Below are 25886 nucleotides of genomic sequence, written 5' to 3' on the forward strand. Positions count from 1 at the left end.
CACGGACGCGACAGCCGATCCACACGTGAGGCCTACCCCCATGAAATCCCATGCCCTTTCCCCCAACCGCAGGCGTCGAGCCCGCCTCCTCCTCGCCGCGTCATGCTCGGCGCTTGCGGTCCTTTTTTTCTGGTACGCGGCATGCCATTGGCTGAGTAGCGACACTTCGGTTGCGACCGACAATGCCTACACGCGTGGAGAGATCACCACGGTTGCGCCGCAGGTCGCCGGTTACGTGTCGGAGGTTTTGGTCAACGACAATCAGGCCGTCACGCGCGGGCAGGTCCTCTTCAGGATCGACGACGCGGACTACCGCGCACGGATGAACGAGGCCGCGGCCGGCGTGGAGCGCCAGACGCGCGGCCTGGAGCGGATCGACCGGGAAATCAGGCTGCAAGGCGCGGTGATCGCGCAGGCAGTCGCGGACGTTGAATCCGCCAAGGTCGAAGCCCGTCGCACCGCGCTCGATGCGCACAGGTACAAGGCGCTTGTCGAACGCAGCGTCGTGAGCCGGCAAGCGTATGACGCCGCGGACGCCGCGCGACTGAAGGCAGTCGCCGCCACCGACGCTGCAGCGGCCCGGCAGCAGGCCGAAGCGAGCCGGCGTGAGGTGCTCAGGGCCCAGCGGCAGGAATTGGCTTCGGCACTCGTGCAGGCCAGGGCCGCGCAGCGGCTTGCGGCCAACGCGCTGCGCCATACCGTGGTCAGGGCCCCCGTCGACGGCGTGGTGGGGAATCGCCAGATCCGGATCGGACGCTATGTGTCGCCGGGTGCGCCGGCACTTTCCCTGGTGCCGCTGCGCGACTTCTGGGTGGTTGCCAATTTCAAGGAAACACAGTTGACAGAAGTGCGCGTCGGCGACCGGGCGACGGTGGAGGTGGACATGTATCCCGGTGTCAGCATCGCGGGTACCGTCGACAGCATCGCGCCCGGCAGCGGCGCGCAGTTTGCCCTGATTCCGCCCGACAACGCCACCGGCAACTTCACCAAGATCCCGCAGCGGGTACCGGTGAAGATCGTGCTCGACAACGACGGTCCGCTCGCGGGCAAGCTCTATGCCGGCCTGTCCGCCGAGGTCACGATCGCCCTGCGCAAGCAAGGTGACACGAACGAAGGCGGGCGCGGACTCGCGCGCGCGCAGGAGGACTGATGTACGCGCCGCCGCCGCCCGATGCGCGTGCGGGCGGTTTCGGGCCAACCCGCGCAGCCACCTGCGTGGCGGCCATCGTCACAATGCTGGCGCTGGACGGCGTCAACAGCACCTTGCTGGTGGTGAACCGTGGTCCCGTGGCAGGGAGTTTTGCCGCGACCCCCGATGAGATCGCATGGCTGAACATCGCCTACCTGGCGGCGAAGATCACGGCATTCGCGCTGTCGCCGCGGCTGCTGGAACGTTTCGGTCCATGGCGCTGCCTGCTGGCAACCAGTTGGGGACTTGCGTTGGCCACGGCCGCGCTGGGGTTGACGGCAGGTACGCTCTGGCCGGCGATGGCATGCAGGGTGGCGCAGGGCGCGCTTGGCGGCCTGCTGCTGGTCACCGGGCAGTCGCTGGTGTTCGCACTGCAACCCGCCCGGCGCCAGCCGTTGCTGCAGGCGTTGCTCGCCCTGCCGATCGTCGTGCTGCCCACCACGATCGCGCCGGCATTGCATGGCTGGTCGACGGACGAACATGCCTGGCAGCTGCTCTTCCTGCTGTCCGGCGCGATTGGCATGCTCGGCAGCAGCGCGCTGGCGCTCGCGGGCGGGCAGGATCAGCTGGATCGGTCGACGCGGCTTCCCGGCGTCGACGTCTTCGTGCCGCTGGTGCTGGCGGCCACCGGCTTCGTCTACGTGCTGCAGAAGGGCGCGCGCTACGACTGGTTCGACGATCCGGGCTTCGTCGACGCCTGCGTGTGGACGCTGCTGGCGTTCGCCGGGCTGGCGCTGGCGTTGGCGCGTTCGAAGGCATCGTTGTTCTCGATTGCCGTGTTCCGGGATCCGCGGTTCTCGTTCGGATTCTGTGCAACCTTTGCGGCCGGCTTCATCCTCTTCGGCAGTGCGTCGGCGATCTCGTTGTTTGCCGCGAACGTGCTGCAACTGACGCCGGCGCATGTCGGCCAGGTGACGCTGTCCAGTTCGATCATGGTGGCGCTGGGCCTGCTGTCTGGAGGACTGGTGATCCAGTACACGCGGGTGCGGGTGGAACTGCCCATTCCGGTGGGCATCGTGCTTTTCATGACCGGCATGTGGCTGCTTTCGCACGCCACGCCCGACAGCGGCCGCAATGAACTTGCGGTTGCCACCTGGTGCCGCGGGCTTGGGATGGGCGCGTTGTTCATGTCGCTCACCATGCTGACCCTCGGTCACGTCGAGCAACGGTTCAAGGCCCACGGCGTCGCCCTGTTCAATCTGGGCAGGCAGGTAGGCGGCCTGGCGGGATCGGCATTCGTGCTCAGCTGGCTGGAGTGGCGGGTGCCGGCGCAGATGACCGTGCTCTCGCAATACCTGGTGGCAGGACGGCCCGCTGTTGATGCGGCCAGGTCGGCGCTGGCCGGTGCGTTGGTCGCGAATGGCGTCGATGCGTCGCAAGGCCCCGTCGCCGCGCTGGCCGTCCTGGCTCGGGCACTGGCCACGCAGGCGACCGCGCGCGCGTTCAACGAGTTGTTCCTGGGGCTGGGTGCGTTCTTCTTCGTCGCCATCCCCGTGCTGGTGACAATCAGGGTGGTGCTGGAGCGGATGCAGCGGGGCCGCACGCAACCGACGTAGTCGGCCGGACCATGTGCTCCTCCAGCTTTCCATCCGTTGCGGACGTGCGCATGCGAAAGCCGCTCGACCTGTTCCCCGCAGCCGACAACCGGGACGGGATCCATCCTGCACCAGAGCGAATGGATGGATCCCGTCCCGGGTCAAGAGCGACTAGTGACGATGGCCTACTTTGTGCGCGGGGGCAGGAATCCCCGAGCCGTGGCCAGGTCAGGCCAGGGAAGAACGGTTTCCCCCGTCACCAGCCATTTGCCATCGAGCCTGCGCAGGCGCAGTTCGTAGAGCGCGGGATCGGCCTGCGGGCTCATGCGCCGATACAGGATCGCGGTTGCTTCGTCGTCCCGCTCCTCGATGTGCAGGACCCGCTTCTCCGTGGACAACGGTGGCTCGCCGGCGTCGCGGCGGCTCCTGAACTCGTCGAGCATCTCCGTCTTCGAAAAGCGCGTGATGTCTCCCTGCGGCGTGAGCACCAGGAAGCCGAGGTCGTCGAGGTAGAGGCGTTCCATCGCCTGCATTCGGTAGTGACTGCCGGTTTCGGCCAGCACGTCGATGAATTCCAGGATTTCCGGATTGTGGTTGTTGGACATGGTCTGCAATTCCCGTGATGAAGGTGCGTCTGGCCGGTGCTTTCGGCGTCCATCCGTAGGGGCATCAGCCTCGTGCGGTACGTCCCAGCCGGGTGATCTGAATCCCGGAGAAGCAGGCAACTGCAAGGCCGATGAGGATGCTGGTCCAGGTGGCGCCTGCATTGCCCGAGAACCCGGCAATCCAGGGGGCGACCAGCAACCACACGCCCAGCCACGCGTTGGTCTTCTCCGCGCCTGGCGAGGGCCTCGCAAGCGCAACACCGGCAGCGCAGGCAATCACGAAGCCGCAGATCACGGCATTCGCCGCAACGGCTCCGCCGCCGCCCAATCCGAGCCAGGGCGAAACGAGCAGGAAGGTGCCGAGTACCAGGTTGGTCCAATCGATCCATGACTCCGTCTTTGTGCCGGAAGTCCTCTTCAGGGCATTCGAGTTCACGATATTTCTCCAGGATGTGGGGGCGCGACGTGCTGCGGCGGAGAGGCATGGAAACCCCTCCGGGTCGCAGCTCACGACGCATTTCCACACTAGGCGGGAACCCGTGGTGCCGGAAGACACATTGCGGGCTTCGCAATGTTGTGTCCGAAAGGACAATCACGGAGAAGGAGCAATGAGCGTGACCCTTGGACTGAAGTCAACATCCAGAGTCTCTCGCATGCGGTCGTCGCAATCGATGGCAGAAAGCTCAAGTCGGTGAGCAGCCTTGGATGCAACTTCAATGCCCCGGAGATCCTCGCGTGCAGGCAGGCAAGGATCATCCCGCTGGTACCAAACCGCGCACATCGAACAGCAGGGTCGAAGGCCGGTTCGATAAACGGGACTTCACCTGTGATCCGGCGGCGGATAGGTACGCACGTGCGGCGGGCGAACGTGCGATCCACCGCTTTACTGCCAAAGAGAACGGGCTGACCTTGCACGTGTACTGGCCGTGCGCCTGACCTCGCTGCCCGATATGGGCGGGGTGCACAACCGCCAGCTACCGAAGAATCACGCGGTGGGAGCGCGAGATGTGCGTCGGCGGGCGCCTTCCGGGATTCCGCCTGGTCGCGAAACAGGACCGTCTGTCGTGATGAAAAAATTCCGCTTGCACACACTTTCCAACGCGAGTAAGGTGCGCACCCTCGCGGATTCCCGCGGCCCGTTCCTTTGAGTTGAACCGCACTTCGACCATGTTGATACCGAACCACATCGCCGACCGCCTGATGCCATCGCTGCCAAAGCGCGATGCGGGCCCGTGCGCGCGGTTTGCGTACGAAGGCGCGGCCACCCAACCCTGATCGACTCCTTCTCCGGGAGATCGGTCACCCCGATCTTCCGAGGAACCGCGAATGCCCTCGGACTCCATGCCGGGGGCATTTTCGTTTCTGCGTTCGCAAAGGAAGTCAGGAACAAGCGTGCATCGCGCGATCCCGAGGCATTCGGGCCCATTGGCCCGTGGCAAGGGGAGCGGAAGACGCGACGATGCGGGGTCACGCCCGTGTTCGGCGCGGCGCCTGGGTGCCTCGGTGCAAGCCGCGGCGCGATGCGACGCAAACCAATTGCCGTTTCGAAACAGGCGGCAATGCGCAGTCGAATCTTGGCCGGTGACAGCGGTACGGGCTTTGCGTCCCGTCCGGTGCGCGCGGCGTTGCCGTGGCGTATGCCGATGCTGGTTCGAGGCGACTGCGACAACGTTGGCTCAAAGGGAGAGCAACAGCTTTGGATGCTGTCGGTTGCGGGTTCGAGTCCCGCACGTTGACCTCTGGATAGCTCAGACGGGTAGAGCAGTGGACGGTTAATCCACGTGTCGCGGGTTCGAATCCCGCTCCAACGATCGCTGGCCACAAGCCGGCTCACCGGGCGCAAGCCCAACCCGGGACCGCCCCGTGTGCGGTTCGCCAGGCGCCGCTGTGGATCGCGGCGCGCAACGGACCACGCAGCGGGTGCCCGACCGGCGCCGCGTCCTGGCGGCGGCCGACAACGTGGGGAATCGGATGCGCGCCGGCATGGGCGCAACCGACAGCCACGGAAGACGCCGACGTCAGCACCGGTCGCCCGTCCGGCATCCGTCAGGGGCGTTCCCTCTTCTTCCGCCGGATGCACGACGCGTCCGGCACAAGGCGGCAACCGGTTCCCCGCATTCCAGCGAGCCGGATCACCAGAGCCATTCACAAGGAGAATTCCCATGATGTTCTGGACCCGTCGGGTCGTGATCGGTGACGCTGAGCGCGGCCTGGTGTATCGCAACCGTCGTTTCGAGCGCGTCCTCGCGCCGGGCGTGTATCGCCTGTTCGCGTGGCGCGACCAGCTCGACGTCGTCGTGCACGACATCCGCAAGCCGGAGTATGCCGGCGACGATGTCGACGCGCTGATTGCCGCGCTTGGCAGCAGGCTCGGCGAAACCTTCGTGCTGGCCGACATCGGCATGGACGAGGTTGGCCTGGTGTCGAAGAACAGCAAGCTCGAGGACGTGCTGCCGCCGGGCTTGCGCAAGCTGTACTGGCGCGGCCTGGTGCAGGTCGATGTCGAGAAGGCATCGCTTGCCGAAGGCCTGCGCGTCGCGCCGGACGTGGCGCGACGCCTGCGCCAGCTGGGCGTGCTCGGCCGCGTGGCCGTGGTACTCGAGGTACCGGCGGAGTCGGCGGGCCTGGTGTTCGTCGACAACACGCTGGTGCAGGTGGTCGAAGCCGGCAGCTACGCCTTCTGGAACTTCCGGAAGAACGTGGCGGTGGAGACCGTCGAGCTGCGCGTGCAGTCCATGGAAGTCTCGGGCCAGGAGCTGTTGACCCGTGACAAGGTGAGCCTGCGTGTGAACCTGGCTGCTTCGCTGCGCGTGACCGATCCGGTCGCCGCGCGCACGCGGGTGGCCAAGTACGGCGATTACGTCTACCGCGAACTGCAGTACGGCCTGCGCAAGGCCGTGGCCGCCAGGACGCTCGACGGGCTGCTCGGCGACAAGGCCACGCTGGACGCGGAAATCTTCGCCTACGTGCGTGGCCGGGTGGAGGCGCTGGGCATCGACGTGCTCGGCGTGGGCATCAAGGACGTGATCCTGCCGGGCGAGATGCGCGAGATCCTCAACGGGGTCGTGCAGGCGGAGAAGCTGGCGCAGGCCAACGTGATCCGCCGCCGCGAGGAGGCGAACGCCACGCGCTCGCTGCTCAACACCGCCAAGCTGATCGACGACAGCCCGGTCCTGATGCGCCTGAAGGAGCTGGAGGCTCTGGAGAAGGTGACGGAAAAGATCGACAAGCTGACCGTGTTCGGCGGCCTGGACGGCGTCATCAGGGAACTGGTGACGCTGAAGTAGCAACATCCCGCGCGCCGAATGGACGTGGCGCGCGGGTTCTTCAGGAAAGAACGGCATCGGCCACGGCGCACGTCGAACGCCGGAAGGACCAGCGCGTGATCGACGAATCGCCCGCTATCCTGAAGTCGTGCACGCGCTGCGGCAGGTGGTCTGCGTCAAGGAATAGGGAGAGGCCCCGCGGAAGCGGGGCCGTTTTCTTGGGCTGCCCCCTGCGGTGGAGAAACGCTGTTCTGTCTGGATGCGGCCGCCGACGAGGATCTTCTTGCAGTACTGACGAACGGTGGCCGTGATGGTCGGACCTGGTTTGCTATTGCAGGGAAGACAAGCTGGCATGCCGAGTGCACCAGCTGGAAGCGATATCCCACGAGCAGCATCGTTTCGTCGTGGTTTGACTCGTGCAGCCCTGCGTTGGAGATGTGCCTGGCCCATCTCCCATGGTTCATGCGCATGGCCGGACGCCGGCAGGCGTTCACCGCGCGGCGGCCCATGTAGAATTCCGCCGCACGAACGGAGACAGCGCAGCGATGTGAGCAAGCCGGCCCTTGTTGACCCATCACGCACGACCCGGGATCAGGCGCGCCGACCGCGGCCGATCCTTCGCGGTCGCCATGGTCGACCCGTCGAACGGGAGTGCGTTCCCGTCGGCGTCGAAGGAGAACCGACTCCATGTCCGAACCCCTGGTTCGCGCCTCCAATCTCTGTTTCTCGTGGCCGGATGGCACGCCGGTCTTCGACCACCTGTCGTTCGTCCTCGGACCGTCGCGCACGGGAATCGTGGCCGCCAACGGCGCGGGAAAGAGCACGCTGCTCAAACTGCTGGCCGGGCGCCTCGATCCGATCGCGGGTACGGTCGAGGTGCGCGGCGCACCGGCCTACCTTCCCCAGCACCTGCCCCTGAGCGGAGCGCTGCGTGTTTCCGAAGTGCTGGGGATCGCGGCAAAGCTGGAGGCGGTACAGGCCATCGCCGCAGGCCGCGCCGATGCCACCCTCTTCGATGCCGTCGGCGACGACTGGGACATCGAGGAGCGGACACGCGCGGCATTGGCGCGCCTGGGGCTGGACGGGATCGCGTTCGATCGCCGGCTGGCGACCTTCAGCGGCGGCGAAGCCATGGCACTGGGCCTGGCGGCACAGTTGATCCGGCAACCCGACGTGTTGCTGCTCGACGAGCCGTCCAACAACCTCGACCGCGGCGCGCGGGCGCACCTGTATCGCCTGTTCGAGGACTGGAGCGGCTGCCTGCTCGTGGCCAGCCACGATCGCGAACTGCTGGAACGGATGGACCAGATCGGAGAACTCGGCCGCAGCGCGCTTCGCCTCCATGGCGGAGGCTTCGGTTTCTACCAGGAAGCGGTGCGCGTCGAACAGGAAGCGGCCGAGCAGGAGGTCCGCACCCTGCGCCAGGAAGTGAAGCGCGAACGCCAGCAACGACAGCAGTCACGCGAACGCAGCGAGCGCCGGGCGGGCAATGCCGGTCGCAACCTGCACAGCGCGGGATTGCCGCGCATCGTGGCGGGCAATCGCAAGCGAAGCGCACAAGTCGCAGCCGGCAAGTCCGCCGATGTCCACGCCGCGCGCGTCGACGATGCACGCAGGCGGCTCGGGGAGGCGGTCCAGGGGCTGCGCGAGACGCCGGACCTGGACCTGGCATTGCCGGCAACGCGGGTGCCCGCGGGCCAGCAGGTCTTCTCCGGCAAGCACCTCCAGGTCATCCGCGGCGCGCAACCGCTGTTCGCCGATCCCGGCGTGAGCCTGGAGATCCGCGGCCCCGAGCGGATCGCCATCTCCGGCGCGAACGGCGCCGGCAAGTCCACCTTGCTGCGCGTGATCGGCGGCGACCTGGCGGCCGACGCCGGCGACATCCGGCGTGGCGCGGGACGGACGGCCTACCTGTCGCAGCGCCTGGACCTGCTCGATCCGGAGCGCACGGTCGCCGAAAACTTCGCCGCGTTCGTCCCGGACATGCCGGAGCCGGAGCGCGCCAACCTGCTGGCGCGCTGGCTGTTCCGCGGCGCGCGCATGCACTTGCCCGTCGGCGCCCTGTCCGGCGGCGAACGCCTGCGCGCATCGCTGGCCTGCGTGCTGCACGCCGAACCCGCGCCGCGGCTGTTGCTGCTGGACGAACCGACCAACAACCTCGATCTGGACACGGTGGGCGAGCTGGAGGACGCATTGCGCGCCTACGAAGGCGCACTGGTGGTGATCAGCCACGACGACGTGTTCCTGGACGCCATCGGCCTGACGCGACGCCTGCTGCTGGCGGGCGGGATCCTGGGCGAAGCAGGGTAGTGCCGTCCACGATGGCGGGCCGATCCGACTGCCGGCCTGCAGTGCCAGGTCATGGCCGATGGCGCTCGGTTACGCACAGCGCCCGCCGTCCCTGTCCGACAGCGACCAGTACGGTGCTGTCGGTTGCATGCCCGGCTCATCGCTGGAAGTAGAACCCCTCGTAGCCGTCGATGCGGCAGTCGGGTTCGAAGGGCACGCGCAGGTTGCGTTCTTCCGAATGCCACTGGTCGCGTTTGCGGTAGCCCAGCGCTTCCATCCGGGAGATGAAGCCGGGCATATGGGACACGCGGTAGGGCAGCACGGCCTTGCCGATGTTCTGCAGGGTGAAGTAGCCCCTGCTCGGGTGCATCGGCACGAGGTTGACCAGCACGTGCGGCGGCGGTTCGGGCAGCGTCGCGAGCAGCTCCGGCAGCGTGTAGTCGAGGTATTGCAGCGCGCCGCTGGTGAGCAGCACGTCCTGCCCGCTGGCGTCGTCGCGCGAGGGCGCGAAGGCCAGGTGTCCGGCCGGGTCGTGCGTGGCCGCCCGCTCCGCGCCGGCGGCCATCACGTCCGGCACGTCGTGCACCGTCCAGCGCAGGCCGTCGGGGTAATCGATGTAGTTGCGGAAGCCGTAGTACGTCACGCCGAGGTGCCCGCCGAGGTCGAAGAACGTTCGCCGGCCTTCGTCGAGCAGGTGCCGGACCCAGTAGAGCAGGGGGTAGTCGCTGACCCGGATCGCGTGGTGCTGGTCGAGGTACATGCCGGACGCGCCGGCGTTGGCATAGGTCCCGGGCAGTGCCGCGGGCACGGCGGCCCTGGCTTCGGCATAGGTGTCGTAGGCGCCGAAGTAGATGTGCCCGCCACGGAACGGACGCTGGAACATCCGCCGGTACAGCGCTTTGCCGACGAGGCTGATGATGGGCAGTTCGGCACTTTCGTTTGCGATGTGGCGCAGCTTCTGCGGCAGCCAGTGGGTCTGGGAGCGGGCCGTTTCCATGGGCGTCCTGTGTGCGGGGGTCGGTTGACTCCAACGCAATTCCCCGCGACGTGCGGCCGGCGCCGCGTGGCGCCCGCGTGCAGCGCGATCGCGGGCGGGATAGGCTGCCGCCCATGCCACAGCGACCGTTGCCGCCGTCCAGCCTGCCTGCTGGTGCATCCGCCAGCCGGGTACGCGGGGCGACGCCGCTGGAGGCTGTCTTCCGGCAGTCGTGGGCGAATGCCGATGGCGGCGGGCTGGAAGCGGCCGCGGCGCAGGGCGTGCTCGTGGCGTTCTTTGCGCTGGAGGACTGGCATCCCTGGCTGGACGGAATGCGCGCGATGCTCGATGCGGCCGAACGCGAGCGCGTCGCGCGAAAACGGCGCCAGCGTGACGGCGACGACCTCGCCCTGGCCTACGGCCTGCACCGGCTGGTACTCGGCCACGTCATGGCCTGCGAAGCGCGGGCGGTCCCGCTGGCGCGCGATGCACGCGGTCGCCCCTGCGTGCAGGGCGAAGCCGTGCAGACCAGCCTCAGCCACGCCGATGGCGCGGTTGCGGTCGCGGTGGCGCGGCGCGGCCCCGTCGGCGTCGACATGGAAGCCGCGGCGCGCTCAGCGCAGATGGAAGAGATCGCCGATGCGGTCCTGCATCCGGCCGAGCAGGCGGCCATGGCGGCGCTCCCCGGGTCCGCGCGCGCCGGGGCGCTGCTCGCGCTGTGGGTGCGCAAGGAAGCGCTGCTGAAGGCGGCGGGCATCGGGCTGGCGCGCGAGATGCCCGGCTTCCGGGCGCCGGAAGCAGCGCCGGTTCCGCTGCCGGCCATCGAGGGACCGGACGGCCGTGACGTCGTGCTGCGCATGATCGATGCAGGTCGCGGCTGGATGGCGGCCGTGGCCACGCTGCCGGGCGCTCCGCTCGTCTCCGCGTGGGTGCATCGCCCGGCGCGCTGATCCGGAGGCGGGAGCGCCGCATCGCGGAGGCCGGTGATCCCGGCACGGCGTCCCGTCGTCCGGAATGCGGGGGATCGCGCGTTATCAGAAGGGTCACCACCCGGAGAGCCACCGCTGACCGCGGCCCGGCAGGGGGAGCCCAATGAATCCAGTCGCAGTGTGTCGGTACGTGCCCGCGGGCGCGCGCAGCAGCCTGTTCGCGGGGGCCACCCGCCGATGAAGATGCCCCTGAAAAGCCGCAAGAGCCGCGCGGTCTTCAATCTGTGGCTGGTGGAACTTGCGCTGATCTGCGTCGCCGTCACCGTCGCCGCCTGGCTGCGCTTCTACGGCGATCCGGAGACGCACCTGGCATTCGCCAAGGACGCGCCGTTGCGCACCGCGCTGGTGGCGTTCTGCACGACGGGCGCGATGGCGGCGTTCGGGCTGTACCAGGTGCACGCGCGCTACCGCCGCGTGGATCTGGTGCTGCGGCTGGGCATCTCCTTCATTTTCGGCGGGGTGGCGCTGCTGGTGATGTACTACGTGGTACCGCGGACCTACATCGGCCGTGGCGTGCTGGCGATGGCGCTGACGCAGGCCTTCCTGATGCTGCTGTTGCTGCGGCTTTGGCTGCAGGGCGTGTTCGACGGTGATTCGTTCAAGCGCCGCGTGCTGGTGCTCGGCGCGGGCCAGACCGCGGACCTGATCAACCGCCGCCTGCGCCGGCGCAGCGACCGGCACTCGTTCCGGCTGGTGGGCTTCCTGCCCGCGCGGGGGCAGCCGGAGGTGGTGGACGCGGGTCTGCTGGTGCGCAGCGACCTGGACCTGGTGTCGCTGGCCTGCGAGCAGGGCATCCACGAGATCGTGGTGGCCGTCGACGAGCGTCGCGGCGGCATGCCCACCGACCAGCTGCTGGCCTGCGCGCAGCGCGGAATCCAGGTGACCGACCTGCCGGATTTCTTCGAACGCGAGGCCGGCATGATCAAGCTCAATGTGGTCGAGCCCTCGGTGCTGATCTTCGGCGGCGGCTTCGACCACTCGCTGCCGCGCCAGCTCAGCAAGCGGTTCTTCGACCTGGTGGCGGCGTCGGCGCTGCTGCTGGTGGCGTGGCCATTCATGCTGCTGGTCGTCGCCTGCGTGTGGCTCGAATCCGGCGCGCCCGTGCTCTACCGCCAGGTACGCGTGGGCGAGAGCGGCAAGCGCTTCGAGCTGGTCAAGTTCCGCAGCATGCGCATCGATGCGGAGAAGGACGGCGTGGCGCGCTGGGCCGACGCCAACGACGACCGCACTACGCGCGTGGGCCGCTTCATCCGCAAGACGCGACTCGACGAGCTGCCGCAGCTGTTCAACGTGCTGCGCGGCGACATGAGCTTCGTCGGCCCGCGCCCGGAGCGGCCGCAGTTCGTCGACCAGTTCAACCGCGAGATCCGCTACTACGGCATCCGCCATTCGGTGAAGCCCGGCCTGACCGGCTGGGCGCAGCTGCGCTATCCCTACGGCGCTTCGGCGGCCGACGCCGAGGAGAAGCTCAAGTTCGATCTGTTCTACGTCAAGAACCAGGGGCTGGTGTTCGACCTGATGATCCTGCTGCAGACGGTGGAAGTGGTGCTGTTCGGCCGCGGCGCGCGCTGAGGGCGCGCCGCGCGTAAGTCCGCGTCAGCGCGGCGGCGTGCGCGTGGACGTGTGCAGCGGATGCAGCGGAGAGCTGTACCAGTCGACCAGCGAGCCGTCCTCGAAGCGCAGCCAGGACGGCCCGTAGACCCACTCCGATCCGTTCCACTGCAGCGGCTCGCCCTGGATGGCGCGCACGGTTTGCTCGTCCATGCCGATCTCCAGCCGGGCCGGCGCTTCGCCGAGCTGTGCAAGGCCGGGATCGGACAGCGGCATCGCATCGTCGGGCGTGCGCGGCGGCGCATCCTGGCGGTCGCTCCAGCCGCCGATGAGCGCCAGCGTCGCGACCACGCCAAGCGAAGCCAGCAGGGGGCCGCGCAGCGATCCCGGGCGCGTTTCCCGCGCCCGCGACGGACGCCGGCGCACGGACATGGCGGCCTCCTGCGCGGCCGGCGGAAAGTCCTGGGCATGCAGCGACGTTGCGCCATGCAGGGGCGCACCCGGCAGCCTGCCGTGGCGGCGGTGGAAGCGCAGCGCCTTGGCATAGAGCGGCAGCAGTTCGACCAGCGGGATCTGCGGCTCGCCCGCCGGCCGGCGATGGCCGGTACGCGCGTGCAGACGGTCGGGATGCTGGTCCTGGATCCGTCGCCGGCAGGCCTGCTTGAACTCGTCCAGGCTGCAGTCCTCCCGCAGCCCGAGGTGCGCGTACAGGCGGGAGAAGTCGTCGTTCATGGCGACCACTCCGCGGCTGCGCCTGCAGCCTGTGGCGGCATGGGTCCGGGCATGGGCGCGTCCGTGTCCATGCGTCGCGGCGTTCAGACGATGAACGGCGTCACCAGCGAGGCCAGTTCGAGCCGCGAACGCAGGTGTTCGGCCAGGCGCAGGCTGAGGGCGACGATGGTGAAGGTGGGGAAGGCCCAGCCGCCGGTGGGGAACACCGAACTGCCGGCCACGTACAGGTTGTCGATGCCGTGCACGCGGCATTCGCGGTCGACCACGCCCTTGTCCGGTGTGTCGGCCATGCGCGTGGTGCCCAGGTGGTGCGAGGTGCCGTAGACCGGGGGCGCGATGTCGTCTTCGCGTTCCACCCACGGTTCGGGCTGGAAGCGGCCGTTGCAGGCGCGCGCCAGCTCGTTGCCGAACAGCTGCGCGGCGGTGCGGTAGGTGCGGCAGTCCAGCGGCGTCAGGCGCCAGTCGACGCAGACCTTGCGCTGCCCGAGCGCGTCACGCTCCTCGCCCAGAGTGACGCGGCTGTCGGGATTGGGGACCTGCTCGAAGTAGCCCACCAGCGCCACGTGGTCGGGGTCGACGGTCGGCCTGCGCGCCAGCTTGCGGGCCGCGCCGCGGGCGATGTCGCCGATGCCCAGCCCGACGCGCAGCGCCTGCCGGGCGAGGCCGTCCGTGCCGGCCGCGTCGAGCCGGACGCCGGACGCCGGCTCGCCGTTCTTGCGTGCCGAAAGCCGCGACGCCAGCCGGCCGTCCTCGTCGACGTGGCGCGCCTGCAGCGTGGATTTCAGCTCGCGCAGCGCACGGATGCCCTTGGGCACGGGACCCTCGACGGCGAACGGCCGCACCCGGCCGCTCAGGATGCGATGCGCGCGCTGGGCGTCGTCGGACAGGCAGATCTCCGGGAACGAGGTGGCGTAGTCGATGTCGCGGTCGTAGGGACGGGCCAGGCGGCCGGGATCGTCGGTGTGGATCACGCCCAGCTTGCCGCTGGGGTGGTCCATGAAATAGCGGCCGACCAGATCGTGCGCGTTGCCCAGCCCGTGCGGCACCACCGAGTCGGACAGCAGCAGCAGGCGCGCGTTCTCGATCCCGCCGCAGGCCAGCACGTAATGCCGGGCGCGGACGGTGCCGCGGCGGCCGTCGAGCGAGCCGATGCGGGCCTGCCGCACGGCTTCGCCGGTGGGCACGGCCTCCAGTTCCAGCAGGTTGGCGTGCAGCAGCACGGTGATGTTGGGCGCCTGCTCCAGCCGCGGTCCGCAGCTGCGCCCGAACAGCACCGGGCTGCGGGCGAAGATCTTGTTGACGACCGTGCCGCGGTCGAACTCGATCGGCCGCCGGCGCGGGCGCGTCAGGAAGGAGTCGTGCACGAACTCCTGCGAGGCGATGCCGCAGAACTCGCGTGCGTTCGCGTAGTGCGGCTGCAGCTCGTCGTAGCCGATGGGCCAGCCGCTGGCCGGCACCCACTCGCGCGGGTGCAGTTCGCCCAGCGGGATGCAGCCGCCGCCCCACAGGTTGCAGCTGCCGCCGAACACGCGCATGCGCGAGATCGAGGGATCGAACGGCACTGCGCCGATCGAGGAGCCTTCGTACAGCGACTGCGCGCTTTCCTCGCCGGCCCGGCCGCCGCTTTCGACCACGCAGACCGTCGTGCGGCTGCCGATGAAGGCGCAGGCGATGGCGAGTCCCGCCGCGCCCGCGCCGATGATGCACAGCTCGACGTCGATGTCGGCCGGGGTGGAGGTGTTCCTGTAGTCGATGAGCAAGCGGGCTTCTCCCGAACGTGGTCGGACCGACCGGCTTTCCGCGGCCTGAGGAGTGCAACGCAGATCGGCGCCGGAATTGGCCAGCCGCCGCGAAGGCCGCCGGTGGCCGGCCCGCGGCGGGGAGGCCGGCGCCCGTCCGGTTTGCCGTTCTCCAGCGCAGGACCGGATCGGGGAGGCAGCAAACGTGGAAATGGATGCAGTGCGCGAGCAGCGGATGCAGGCCCAGCTGCAGGCCATCCAGGCGCGGCTGGACGCGCATCCCGGGGTGGTCGCCAGCGTGGCCGCCATCCGCGGCGAGCGCCTGGTGGCCTACGTGGAGCCGGTCGCCGGTGCGTCGCCCACGCCGGACGACCTGCGCGCGCACGCCGCGGCCGGGCTGCCGGCCTACATGGTGCCGCGCGATTTCGTGCTGCTCGCCGCGTTGCCGCGGGCCGCGGACGGCAGCGTCGACCGCGCCGCGCTGCCGGATCCCGCGGCCGCAGCCGCCCCTGCGCGCGACGCCGCCACCGGCGGTACGGACGACCGGGTGGCCTACCTGGCCGGGCTGTGGTCGCAGCTGCTCGGCCGCGAAGCCGGACCGGACGACAACTTCTTCGACCTCGGCGGCCACTCGATGCTCGCCGTGCAGATGGCCAACCGGGTCAAGACCGACACCGGCGTGCGCATCCAGCTGATGACGCTCGCCTCGCAGACGCTGGCGCAGATCGCGGCCGAGCTGCCGGCGACTGCCGCGAAGCCGAAGGCGCCGGGCCTCGGCGCCCGCCTGGCCGGCAACCTCCGCGGCATGCTGCGCGGCGCCGGTGCCGGCATGGCCGGACACTCATGACCGGAAGCCGCGATCGCGTCGCATCCATTCATTCCGACATGCCCCAACCCTTCTACTTCGGCAACCCGGACCGTCCGCTGCTCGGCCTGCGCCATGCGCCGGCCACGACCGCGCGTGCCGCGATCCTGCTGTGCGCGCCGCTCCTGCAGGACGGCATCTGCTGCCAGCGCGCGCTCTGGAGCCTGGCCGAATCGCTGGCCGCCGCCGGCGTGGAAACGCTGCGCTTCGACTGGCACGGCAGCGGCGACTCGCCCGGCGACAGCCGCGACCTGCGCGCTGAAGGACTGGTGGACGACGTCGCCGCCGCTGCGGCGTTCCTCGCCGCTTCCGTGCCCGGCCGTGCGCGCTGGCTTGCCCTGCGCGAGGCCGCGTTGCCGCTGCTCGCCCACGCCGGCCGCGCCGGCGTGCCGGTGGACGTGGTGCTGTGGGACCCGGTGCTCGACGGGCGCGCGCTGGTCGCCCGTTGGCGGCGGCAGCACGGGCAACAGCTGCACGCCGCCGGGCGTTTCCTGTCGAAGGACGTGGACTGCGGCGGCGACGAGCTGCTCGGCTTCGTGCTCGATCCCGCGCTGTCCGCCGGCCTGGCCGGGTGCGATGGGACGCGCGTAGTGCTGCCCGCGGGCAGCCGGCTGGCAGTCGCGCGCTGGCCGCACTCGCCGTTGGACGAGGCGTTCGTGGCGCGGCAGCGCGCGGCCGGCGTCGAAGTCGAAACGATCGCGCTCGATGCGGCAGACGCGCCGGACTGGGACGATCCCGGGCAGTTCGAGTTGCAGTGGTTCCCGCGCCGCGCCGTGAACCGGCTGGCGGCGCGACTGGCGGCCGCGGCATGAACGCGCTCGGCATGCCTGCACAGGCGCCCTGGCAGTCCGGCATGGCCGGTGGCGAAAGCGTGCATGGGTTCGGCGACGGCCTGGTCGGGACCATCACCCATCCAGCCGCCGGGGCGCCGCGCCGCGACGCGGCCTTGGTGCTGTTCAACGCGGGCATGGTCCAGCGCAGCGGGCCGCACCGCGGCTCGGTGCAGCTGGCGCGCGCGCTGGCCGCGCGCGGCTTCGCGGTGCTGCGCTTCGACCAGTCGGGCCTTGGCGACAGCGCGGTGTCGACGAAGGCGACGGGCAACCGCCGCAGCGAGGAGCTCGCGGCGGCGATCGACCTGCTGGCGGCGGAAACCGGGGCGCGACGTTTCGTCGTCGGCGGCATCTGCTCCGCGGCCGACAACGCGTTCCGCCTGGCCGCGAACGGGCCGCGCATCGACGGGCTGCTGATGCTCGACGGCCTGGCCTACCGCAACGTCGGCTGGTGGTTGCGCCACCTGCCGCCGCGGCTGCGCCCGCGCAAGCTGTGGCACTGGTGGCGCCGGCGCGGTTCGGACGCGGACATGGCGAACTTCCGCGATTTCCCGACCCGCGCCGAGGCCGTCGCGCAGATGCGGGCGATGGCGGGGCGGGGGATGCGGATGCTGTTCGTCTACACCGGTGGCGCCTACCGCTACTTCAACCACGCCGGGCAGTTTTCCGCGAGCCTGGGACCGGGCGCGCGTTCGCCGCATGTCTGGCTGGCGTACTGGCGCGATTGCGACCACACGTTCTATCGCGCACGCGATCGCGAGCGGTTGCAGGCGCTCGTCGGCGACTGGCTGGAGCGCGAGTTCGGCGCCTGACGTCGCTTGCAGGACCGGATCAGGGGGCGACGAGGTTTTCGTCGTTTTCAGCAGGGCTTCGATTGGGTGCGCGAGGGAAACCGGCGGCCGGGGAATCGCTCTTCCCCCGCCGCAGGATTCCTCCCGACGCGTGTCGCTCCGGTTGCAGGAAGCGTTCATGCAGCGAACCGACGCGCAGGCTTCCCGCCTCGGCGCTCCGCTCCGTTGATGTCTGGCCTGAACGGGCAGCCGCATCCGTTTGCCCCCGTATGCGATGCGAATCCGCAGCGTACTTACGGGGGAAACAGATGGCGGCAAATCCGCGCTGGCAGCAGGGACAGGCGCAGGCGGTCGGTTTCGACGGCCCGCTGATCGAGTTCGACGACGCCACGTTCGATCCGTGGCGCGTCCAGACCGTTCGCCACCATCTGTGCGCGCATCCGCTGCTGCAGCTGCCCGCGCTGGCCGGCCTCGGTGAACGACTCGAAGCGCGCGGCAGCATCCGCACCCACGACGGCAGCGCCACCGCCGGCACCCCGTTCGGTGAAGCGCCCGCGCTGCACCCCAACCGCAAGGGCGCCGCCGGCACCCTCGCCGACGTCGCCAAGGCCAACGCCTGGATGTCGCTGCTCAACGTGCAGGTCGACCCGACCTACCGCGAGCTGGTCGGCACCGTGCTCGACAGCATCCAGGGCCAGGTCGAGCGCCACGACCCCGGCATGTCGCACCGCTCGGGCTGGATCTTCGTCACCTCGCCCAACGCGGTGACGCCGTTCCACTTCGACAAGGAACACAACTTCATCCTGCAGGTGCACGGCCGCAAGCGCATCTACGTCTGGGACCCGGACGACACCGTGGTGGCCAGCGAGCACGCGCGCGACCGCTTCCATCACCACCACGACCGTCACCTGCTGCAGTGGCGCGAGGAATTCCGCGCGCGCGCCCACGTGTTCGACGTCGGCCCGGGCGAGGGCGCCTACATGCCGTCGACCGCGCCGCACCTGGTCGAGAACGGCGACGGCCCGTCGGTGACTGCGAGCTTCACCTACTACACCCGCTCCACCCGCCGCGACGCGCTGCTGCACAAGGCGCACTCGATCCTGCGCGAGGCGGGCGTCCCGCCGCCGCCGGTCGGGCGCCATCCCTGGTTCGACGCCATGACCCACGCAGGCATCTCCGCCAGCGTCGGCGTGCGCCGCATCGCCACCACCCTTGCCGGCCGGCCGGAACTCAGCCGCCGCGCACGCTTTGCCCTGGTACCCCAATGAACGCTCCCAGCCTGCTCGATGTCCTTCCCTGCCGCGCCGATGCCGGGGGCGATGCGCCGCCGTGCTCGCTGGAAGCGACCCTCGCAGGCGACATCGCCGCCGGCCTGCGTGGCCGCGGCGAACCCGCGGATGCGCTGCTGCATGCCGCGCTCGAACTGGTGGAAAGGCGCCTGACCGGCGCCGGACCGGATGCGGCTCCCGGACCATCGATGCCCTGCGGCACCACGGCCTGGACCGTGGGCGAAGCCGCGTTGTCCGCGGGCGCGGCTTCGTGCTGGACGCTGTCGCTCGACGACGGCCGGCTGCGCGTCGCGTATCGCGCGCCGTTGACCGGCGAGGCCGCCGCGATCCTGTCCGCCTGCACGCAACGCGCGCTGGCCGCGATCGCGCGCGGCGACGACCCCGCGGCGGTCGACCTGATCGATCCCGACGAGTACCACCGCATGCTGGTGGAGTGGAACGACAACGCGCGCGGGCGCCCGGCGTTTGCCAGCGTGCATGCAGGCTTCGCCGCGATGCGCGACGCCCATCCGGACGCGCCGGCGGTGGCCGACGGCAACGCCAGCCTCAGCTACCGCGAGCTCGACGCCCGCGCCACCGCGCTCGCGCGCCGCCTGCGCGGCCACGGCGTCGCGGCCGGCGAGATCGTCGCGGTCGCGATGGAGCGTTCGATCGATGCCGTCGTCGCCATCCTCGGCGTGCTCAAGGCCGGCGCGGCCTACCTGCCGCTGGACGCGGCGCACCCGGCGGACCGCCTGGCCTACATGCTCGACGACGCGGGCGTGCGCGTGGCGATCGTCGGCCACGCGCGCGGCGACCTCACGCTGCCGCCGCGGGTGCGCGCGATCACCCTGGACCACGCCGATGCCGGCGACGGCGTGCCGGGCGAGGCGGACGTCGCCGTCGACGGCGAGGCGCTCGCCTACGTCATGTACACCTCGGGTTCGACCGGCCTGCCCAAGGGCGTGGAGATCCCGCACCGCGGCATCCTGCGGCTGGTGGTCGGCGTCGACTACATCAAGCTGGGCCCCTACACCCGCATGCTGCATTGCGCGCCGCTGGGCTTCGACGCCTCGACGCTGGAGATCTGGGGTCCGCTGCTCAACGGCGGCTGCGTGGCCGTGCACGACGAGGGCGTGCCGACCGGCAAGGGCCTGGCCGCGTCGATCGCGCGCCACGACATCACCACGCTGTGGCTGACCTGCGCGCTGTTCAACGCGGTGGTCGACGAGGACCCGCGCCTGCTCGCGGGCGTCGGCGAGCTGTTCACCGGCGGCGAGGCGCTGTCGGTCGACCACGTGCGGCGCATGCGCGAGGCAATGCCGCAGGTCGCGCTGTTCAACGCCTATGGCCCGACCGAATGCACCACCTTCACCACCACCTGGCCGGTGCCGGCGACGCTGCCGGCAAACCTGGCCTCGGTGCCGATCGGCCGCCCGGTCCCGGACACCGCGCTGTACGTGCTCAACGCGCGGCGCGAGCCGGTGCCATTGGGCGTGGTCGGCGAGCTGTATGTCGGCGGCGGCGGCGTCGCGCGCGGCTACCTCAATCGCCCCGAGCTGACCCGGGAGCGCTTCGTCCCCGACACGTTCACCGGCCAGGGCCGGCTGTACCGCACCGGCGACCAGGTGCGCTGGGCCGCCGACGGCACCATCGAGTTCTTCGGCCGCAGCGATACCCAGGTCAAGATCCGCGGCTTCCGCATCGAGCTGGCCGAGATCGAGCACGCGCTTGCCGGCCATCCCGGCGTCAAGGCCTGCGCGGTGCTCGCGCGCGCCGACCGCCCCGGCGACAAGCAGCTGGTGGCGTACTTCGTCGCCGACCCGGCCGCCGGCGCCGCGCCGTCGATGGCGCAGCTGCGCGCGCACCTGGCGGCGACGCTGCCGGAGTTCATGGTGCCGGCGCACTACCTGCAGCTGGACGCGCTGCCGGTCACGGTCAACGGCAAGCTCGACCGCCGCGCGCTGCCGGCGCCGGACCGATCGCGGCCGGAGCTGGCGAATGCCCACGAGCCGCCGGTCGGCGCCGACGAGGCGCTGGCCTGCGAGGCCTTCGGCGAGCTGCTCGACATCGATGGCGTCGGCCGCCACGACAACTTCTTCGCCCTCGGCGGCAATTCGCTGCTGGGGCTGCGCCTGCTCGAACGCATACGCGCCGCGCGCGCCGCGGCGGGGCGGGGCGGCGATCCGATCGCCGCGACGCTGCTGTTCCAGCACCCGACGCCGGCGTCGCTGTGCGCGGCGCTCGCGGGCAGCGGCGAGGCCGCGATCGAAACGGCGCGAATGGCGCGCGGGCGCCAGGCCGACGCGCGGCGCGAGGCCAACGAGCCGATCGCGATCATCGCCATGGCCGGGCGCTTCCCCGGCGCCGCCGACGTCGAGGGCTTCTGGGACAACCTGTGCGAAGGCCGCGACAGCATCACCTTCTTCGGCAAGGACGGCCTCGACCCCGGCGTCGGCGCCGAGCGCGACGATCCGGCCTACGTGCCGGCGCGCGGCGTGGTCGACGACGTGGAGATGTTCGACGCCGCCTTCTTCGGCATCGGCCCGAAGGAGGCCGAGCTGATGGACCCGCAGCAGCGCATCTTCCTCGAGCTGTGCTGGGAGTGCCTGGAGCGCGGCGGCCACGTGCCGGAAACCGCGCGCGGGCCGATCGGCGTGTTCGCCGGCATGTACAACGCGATGTACTTCCAGCACCACGTGATGGCGCACCCGGACCTGGTCGCCAAGGTCGGCGAGTTCCAGGTGATGCTGGGCAACGAGAAGGACTACATCGCCACCCGCACCGCGCACAAGCTCGACCTCACCGGCCCGGCGATCAGCGTGCACACCGCCTGCTCGACCTCGCTGGTGGCGATCTGCCAGGCCGCCGACAGCCTGCGCGCGGGACAGTGCGACATGGCGCTGGCCGGCGGCTCCTCGATCAACTGCCCGCCGCGCAAGGGCTACCTGTACCAGGAAGGCTCGATGCTCTCGCCCGACGGGCACACCCGCACCTTCGACGCCGATGCGCAGGGCACGGTGTTCAGCGACGGTGCCGCCGTGGTGCTGCTCAAGCGCCTGTCCGACGCCGTCGCCGATGGCGACACCGTCTACGCGCTGCTGCGCGGCGGCGCGGTCAACAACGACGGCGGCGACAAGGCCAGCTTCACCGCGCCCAGCAGCGAAGGGCAGGCGGCGGTGATCGCGATGGCGCACGACAACGCCGGCGTCGACCCGCGCAGCATTTCCTACGTCGAGGCGCACGGCACCGCGACGCCGCTCGGCGACCCGATCGAGATCGAGGGCCTGACCAAGGCTTTCCGGCGCCATACCGCGGACACCGGGTTCTGCCGCATCGGCTCGGCCAAGAGCAACGTCGGCCACACGGTGATCGCCGCCGGCGCCACCGGCGTGATCAAGACCGCGCTGGCGCTGCACGGGCAGCGCATCCCCGCGAGCCTCCATTACCGCGCGCCCAATCCCGCCTTCGACCTCGCGGCGACGCCGTTCGTCGTCAACGCCGAAGCCAGCGACTGGCCCCGGGGCGCCGTGCCGCGCCGGGCCGGTGTCAGCTCGTTCGGCGTCGGCGGCACCAATGCGCACGTGGTGATGGAGGAAGCGCCGCCGGCCGCGGCGTCCGAACCGGCGGACGGCCCGCAGCTGCTGGTGCTGTCGGCGCGTACGCCGGCCGCGCTGTCGCGCGCCGCGCAGCGCCTGGCCGACCACCTGGAAGCCGACGCCGATGCCAACCTCGCCGATGTGGCGTGGACGCTGGCGGTCGGCCGCAAGGCCTTCGCGCACCGCGTGGCGCTGTGCGCCGGCGACGGCGCCGAGGCCGTCGCGCGCCTGCGCAGCCCCGACACCGAGGCCGCGATCGCACGCAGCTGCCCCGCGCGGCAGAGCGAGGTGGTGCTTGCGTTCCCGGGGCAGGGCAGCCAGTACGCCGGCATGGGCCGCGAGCTGTACGCCTCCGAGCCGGAATTCCGCGCCGCCTTCGACGCCTGCGCCGACGGGCTGCGCGACGCGCTCGGCTTCGACTTGCGCGAGCTGGTGTTCGGCGACGACGCGGAAGCGTTGTTGCCGACCTCGGTGATGCAGCCGGCGATCTTCTCGATCGAATACGCGCTGGCGCGGATGTGGATGGGCTTCGGCCTGCAGCCCGCGGCGATGCTCGGCCACAGCGTCGGCGAGTTCGTCGCCGCCACGCTTGCCGGCGTCTTCGAACTGCCCGACGCGCTGCGCCTGGTCGCCCGCCGCGGCGCGCTGATGCAGGCGCAGCCGGCCGGCGCGATGCTGTCGGTGCGGCTGCCGGTGGACGCGCTGCTGGCGCGGCTGCCGGACGACCTGTCGCTGGCGGCGGAGAACTCGCCCGGCGCGTGCGTGGTTGCCGGCACTTTCGAGGCGATCGCGCGCTTCCAGTCGCAGCTGGAGGCCGACAACGTCGCCTGCCGCCCGCTGCGCACCTCGCACGCCTTCCACTCGGCGATGATGGATGCGGTGGTGGCGCCGTTCCGTGCCGAGGTCGAGGCCGTGAAGCGCGCCGCGCCGCGGCTGCCGATCGTTTCCACTGTCAGCGGCGAGCCGCTCGACGCCGGCACCGCCACCTCGCCCGACTACTGGGCGCGCCACCTGCGCGAGCCGGTGCGCTACGCCACCGCGCTGGGCCGCGTGCTGGAGACGCCGGCGCGGGTCGTGCTGGAGGTCGGCCCGCGCACCACGCTGGCCACCCTGGCGCGCCAGCACCCGATGCTGGCGAAGCAGCATGCCGCCGCGGTGTCGACCCTGGCCGACGGGCCCGTTTCCGAGCTCGAGAGCGTCCGCCTGGCCGCCGGCCAGCTGTGGAGCCGCGGGGCCGCGATCGATCCGGCGCTGTTCGACCGCCGTGCCGCGCGCCGCCGCGTGCGGCTGCCGACCTATCCGTTCGAGAGACAGCGTTATTGGGTAGAGGCGGCCGTCGCGGCGCCCTCCAACGTCATTCCCCATCCCGCCATCGCCGCCACGCCGGCTCTGGAGACCGTCATGTCCGCACCCCTGCCCCAAGCAGGCTTGTCCGCCACCCCCACCGCCGCTCCGCAGGCCGCGCCCAGCCGCCTGCCGGGGCTGCTCGCGCAGTTGCGGGAGGTGTTCGAGGACACCGCCGGTTTCGACCTGTCCGACGCCGACACCGGCGCGAACTTCATGGAACTGGGGCTGGACAGCCTGATGCTCACCCAGGTGGCGCTGCAGCTGCAGAAGAGCTTCGGGGTGAAGGTCAGCTTCCGCCAGCTGATGGGCGAATGCAGCAGCATGGACCGGCTGGCGGCGATGCTGGATGCCGAGATGCCGGCCGAGGCCGCGCCCGCAGCGCCGGCACCCGTCGCCGCGCCGCAGCCCGCCGCTGCGGCTGCGCCCGCGCCCGCGCCGATGGCGATGCAGATGCCCGCGTTCGCGCCGATGGCCGCCCCGGCCGCCGGCGGCGACTACGTGCGCGGCGTGATCGAGGCGCAGATGCAGTTGATGGCCGCGCAGCTCTCGCTGCTCGCCGGTGGCGGCAGCGCCGCGGTGATGCCTGCCGCGCCCGCGTCGGCATCGACGCCTGCGCCGGTCGCCGCGCCCGTGCCTGCCGCCGCGCAGCCCGCGCCCGCGCCCGCGGCCACCGCCACCGCCACCGCCACCGCCACCGCCACCGCCACCGCCACCGCTGCGCCGATGACGGATGCCGAGGAAGAAGCTGCCGTCGCCCACACCAAATACGACGTCAAGAAGGCTTTCGGCGCCATCGCCCGCATCGACAACAGCGGCAACACCGTGCTCAGCGACTTCCAGCGCGGCCGGCTGGACGCCTACATGCAGCGCTACATCGCCCGCACCCGCAAATCGAAGGAATACACCGAACAGCATCGCCCGCACATGGCCGACCCGCGCGTGGTCAACGGCTTCCGCCCGCTGACCAAGGAGATCACCTACCAGATCGTGGTCGGGCGCTCCAAGGGCTCGCACCTGTGGGACCTGGACGGCAACGAATACGTCGACGCGCTCAACGGCTTCGGCATGAGCCTGTTCGGCTGGCAGCCGGACTTCGTGCTCGACGCGGTGAAGCAGCAGCTCGACCTGGGCTACGAGATCGGCCCGCAGCACCCGCTGGCGGGCGAGGTCTCCAGGCTGGTCTGCGAGGTCACCGGCCACGACCGTGCGGCGCTGTGCAACACCGGTTCGGAAGCCGTGCTCGGCGCGCTGCGCGTGGCCCGCACCATCACCGGGCGCGAGACCGTGGTGCTGTTCACCGGTTCCTACCACGGCATCATCGACGAGATGATCGTGCGCGGCACCCGCAAGCTCAAGGCGGTGCCGGCGGCGCCGGGCATCCTGCGCAACACCTCCGAGCACGTGCTGGTGCTCGACTACGGCACGCCCGAGTCGATGCAGATCATCCGCGAGCGCGCCGGCGAGATTGCCGCCGTGCTGGTCGAGCCGGTGCAGAGCCGGCGCCCGGACTTCCAGCCGGTCGAGTTCCTGCGCGAGCTGCGCCAGGTCACGCAGGACGCCGGCGCGCTGCTGGTGTTCGACGAGGTGGTCACCGGCTTCCGCTCGCACCCGGGCGGCATCCAGGCGCTGTTCGACATCCGCGCCGACCTGTGCACCTACGGCAAGGTGGTCGGCGGCGGTTATCCGATCGGCGTGATCGCGGGCAAACGCCAGTTCATGGACGCGCTCGACGGCGGCCAGTGGCAGTTCGGTGACGACTCGATCCCGACCGTCGGCGTGACCTATTTCGCCGGCACCTTCGTGCGCCACCCGCTGGCGCTGGCCGCGGCCAGGGCCGTGCTCGAGCACGTGAAAGAGCAGGGCCCGCAGCTGCAGGAGCGGCTCAACGCGCGCGTCACCGCGATGTGCGACGAGCTCAACGCATTCTGCGCCGACATGGGTGCGCCGATCGAGGTCAGGCACTTCGCGTCGGTGTGGAAGACCTTCTTCCTCGAGGACCATCCGCTGCAGGACCTGCTGTTCGGCATGATGCGCAACCGCGGCGTGCACATCCTCGACAACTTCCCGTGCTTCCTGACCTCCGCGCACAGCGAGGCGGACTTCCAGAAGATCATCGACGCGTTCAAGGAATCGGTGGTCGAGCTGCAGGAATCGGAATTCCTGCCGCGCCACGCGGCGACGCCGCGCACGGTGATGGACGCCGCGCAGCCGATCGTGGCCGGCGCGCGCCTGGGGCGCGAGCCCGACGGTCGCCCGGCCTGGTTCGTGCCGGATCCGGCGCAGGACGGCAAATTCATGAAAGTGGGTGGATGACG

16 protein-coding genes and 2 tRNA genes are annotated in these 25886 nt (G+C 70.5%); 13 read left to right on the forward strand and 5 right to left on the reverse strand.

What is annotated here, in order from left to right; translation table 11 throughout:
* Positions 1-40: 40 nt before the first annotated feature.
* On the forward strand, positions 41-1150 hold the full coding sequence (locus tag ABD679_RS08120; protein ID WP_344759446.1) for an HlyD family secretion protein: 1110 nt from the start codon (positions 41-43) through the stop codon (positions 1148-1150).
* The gene (locus ABD679_RS08125; protein WP_344759447.1) at positions 1150-2745 is read left to right on the forward strand and encodes an MFS transporter; all 1596 of its coding nucleotides are present in this window, start codon (positions 1150-1152) and stop codon (positions 2743-2745) included. The genes ABD679_RS08120 and ABD679_RS08125 overlap by 1 nt, the downstream gene beginning before the upstream one ends.
* 164 nt (positions 2746-2909) lie before the next feature.
* Here the strand turns inward: ABD679_RS08125 and ABD679_RS08130 are convergent, their stop codons facing one another.
* Positions 2910-3329 carry a hypothetical protein gene (locus ABD679_RS08130; protein ID WP_344759448.1) on the reverse strand — a complete coding sequence of 140 codons (420 nt, stop codon included), beginning with the start codon at positions 3327-3329 and terminating at the stop codon, positions 2910-2912.
* A gap of 64 nt (positions 3330-3393) precedes the next feature.
* A complete protein-coding gene (locus tag ABD679_RS08135) occupies positions 3394-3765 on the reverse strand; it encodes an SPW repeat protein (RefSeq protein ID WP_344759449.1) in 372 nt (123 codons plus the stop codon).
* A 1229-nt stretch (positions 3766-4994) separates the two neighbouring features.
* On the opposite strand from ABD679_RS08135, the gene ABD679_RS08140 reads away from it, so the two are divergent.
* From ABD679_RS08140 to ABD679_RS08155, 4 genes are all read left to right on the forward strand, one after another.
* A tRNA-Pro gene (locus tag ABD679_RS08140) sits at positions 4995-5066 on the forward strand.
* 3 nt (positions 5067-5069) lie between these two features.
* Positions 5070-5137: transfer RNA gene (locus ABD679_RS08145), tRNA-Asn, on the forward strand.
* A gap of 357 nt (positions 5138-5494) precedes the next feature.
* A complete protein-coding gene (locus ABD679_RS08150; protein WP_344759565.1) occupies positions 5495-6616 on the forward strand; it encodes a slipin family protein in 1122 nt (373 codons plus the stop codon).
* A 666-nt stretch (positions 6617-7282) separates the two neighbouring features.
* The gene (locus ABD679_RS08155; RefSeq protein WP_344759450.1) at positions 7283-8905 is read left to right on the forward strand and encodes an ABC-F family ATP-binding cassette domain-containing protein; all 1623 of its coding nucleotides are present in this window, start codon (positions 7283-7285) and stop codon (positions 8903-8905) included.
* 136 nt (positions 8906-9041) lie between these two features.
* Here the strand turns inward: ABD679_RS08155 and ABD679_RS08160 are convergent, their stop codons facing one another.
* Positions 9042-9881 carry a methyltransferase, TIGR04325 family gene (locus tag ABD679_RS08160; RefSeq protein ID WP_344759451.1) on the reverse strand — a complete coding sequence of 280 codons (840 nt, stop codon included), beginning with the start codon at positions 9879-9881 and terminating at the stop codon, positions 9042-9044.
* Between the two features lie 113 nt (positions 9882-9994).
* Here ABD679_RS08160 and ABD679_RS08165 point away from each other — a divergent pair, with 113 nt between their 5' ends.
* Together ABD679_RS08165 and ABD679_RS08170 are read left to right on the forward strand one after the other, a co-directional pair.
* Complete coding sequence (locus tag ABD679_RS08165) at positions 9995-10810, forward strand: 4'-phosphopantetheinyl transferase family protein (RefSeq protein WP_344759452.1); 816 nt, start codon at positions 9995-9997, stop codon at positions 10808-10810.
* Between the two features lie 222 nt (positions 10811-11032).
* Entirely contained in the window at positions 11033-12421 is a 1389-nt protein-coding gene (locus ABD679_RS08170) for a TIGR03013 family XrtA/PEP-CTERM system glycosyltransferase (RefSeq protein WP_344759454.1), read from the forward strand.
* Between the two features lie 24 nt (positions 12422-12445).
* Here ABD679_RS08170 and ABD679_RS08175 read toward each other — a convergent pair whose 3' ends face one another.
* Together ABD679_RS08175 and ABD679_RS08180 are read right to left on the reverse strand one after the other, a co-directional pair.
* Entirely contained in the window at positions 12446-13132 is a 687-nt protein-coding gene (locus tag ABD679_RS08175) for a hypothetical protein (protein ID WP_344759455.1), read from the reverse strand.
* Positions 13133-13215: 83 nt separating this feature from the next.
* The gene (locus ABD679_RS08180) at positions 13216-14892 is read right to left on the reverse strand and encodes a GMC oxidoreductase (protein WP_344759456.1); all 1677 of its coding nucleotides are present in this window, start codon (positions 14890-14892) and stop codon (positions 13216-13218) included.
* Between the two features lie 190 nt (positions 14893-15082).
* On the opposite strand from ABD679_RS08180, the gene ABD679_RS08185 reads away from it, so the two are divergent.
* The 5 genes from ABD679_RS08185 (at position 15083) to ABD679_RS08205 (ending at position 25884) form a co-directional block, all read left to right on the forward strand.
* On the forward strand, positions 15083-15718 hold the full coding sequence (locus ABD679_RS08185; RefSeq protein ID WP_344759457.1) for a phosphopantetheine-binding protein: 636 nt from the start codon (positions 15083-15085) through the stop codon (positions 15716-15718).
* 38 nt (positions 15719-15756) lie between these two features.
* The gene (locus ABD679_RS08190) at positions 15757-16548 is read left to right on the forward strand and encodes an alpha/beta hydrolase family protein (RefSeq protein ID WP_344759458.1); all 792 of its coding nucleotides are present in this window, start codon (positions 15757-15759) and stop codon (positions 16546-16548) included.
* The gene (locus ABD679_RS08195; RefSeq protein WP_344759459.1) at positions 16545-17378 is read left to right on the forward strand and encodes an alpha/beta hydrolase family protein; all 834 of its coding nucleotides are present in this window, start codon (positions 16545-16547) and stop codon (positions 17376-17378) included. The genes ABD679_RS08190 and ABD679_RS08195 overlap by 4 nt, the downstream gene beginning before the upstream one ends.
* Positions 17379-17665: 287 nt before the next feature.
* Positions 17666-18625, forward strand: a complete 960-nt coding sequence (locus tag ABD679_RS08200; protein WP_344759460.1) for a cupin-like domain-containing protein — start codon at positions 17666-17668, stop codon at positions 18623-18625.
* Complete coding sequence (locus tag ABD679_RS08205) at positions 18622-25884, forward strand: hybrid non-ribosomal peptide synthetase/type I polyketide synthase (protein ID WP_344759461.1); 7263 nt, start codon at positions 18622-18624, stop codon at positions 25882-25884. The genes ABD679_RS08200 and ABD679_RS08205 overlap by 4 nt, the downstream gene beginning before the upstream one ends.
* Positions 25885-25886 lie beyond the last annotated feature (2 nt).

Source organism: Luteimonas lutimaris (assembly GCF_039537065.1).
Lineage (GTDB): Bacteria > Pseudomonadota > Gammaproteobacteria > Xanthomonadales > Xanthomonadaceae > Luteimonas > Luteimonas lutimaris.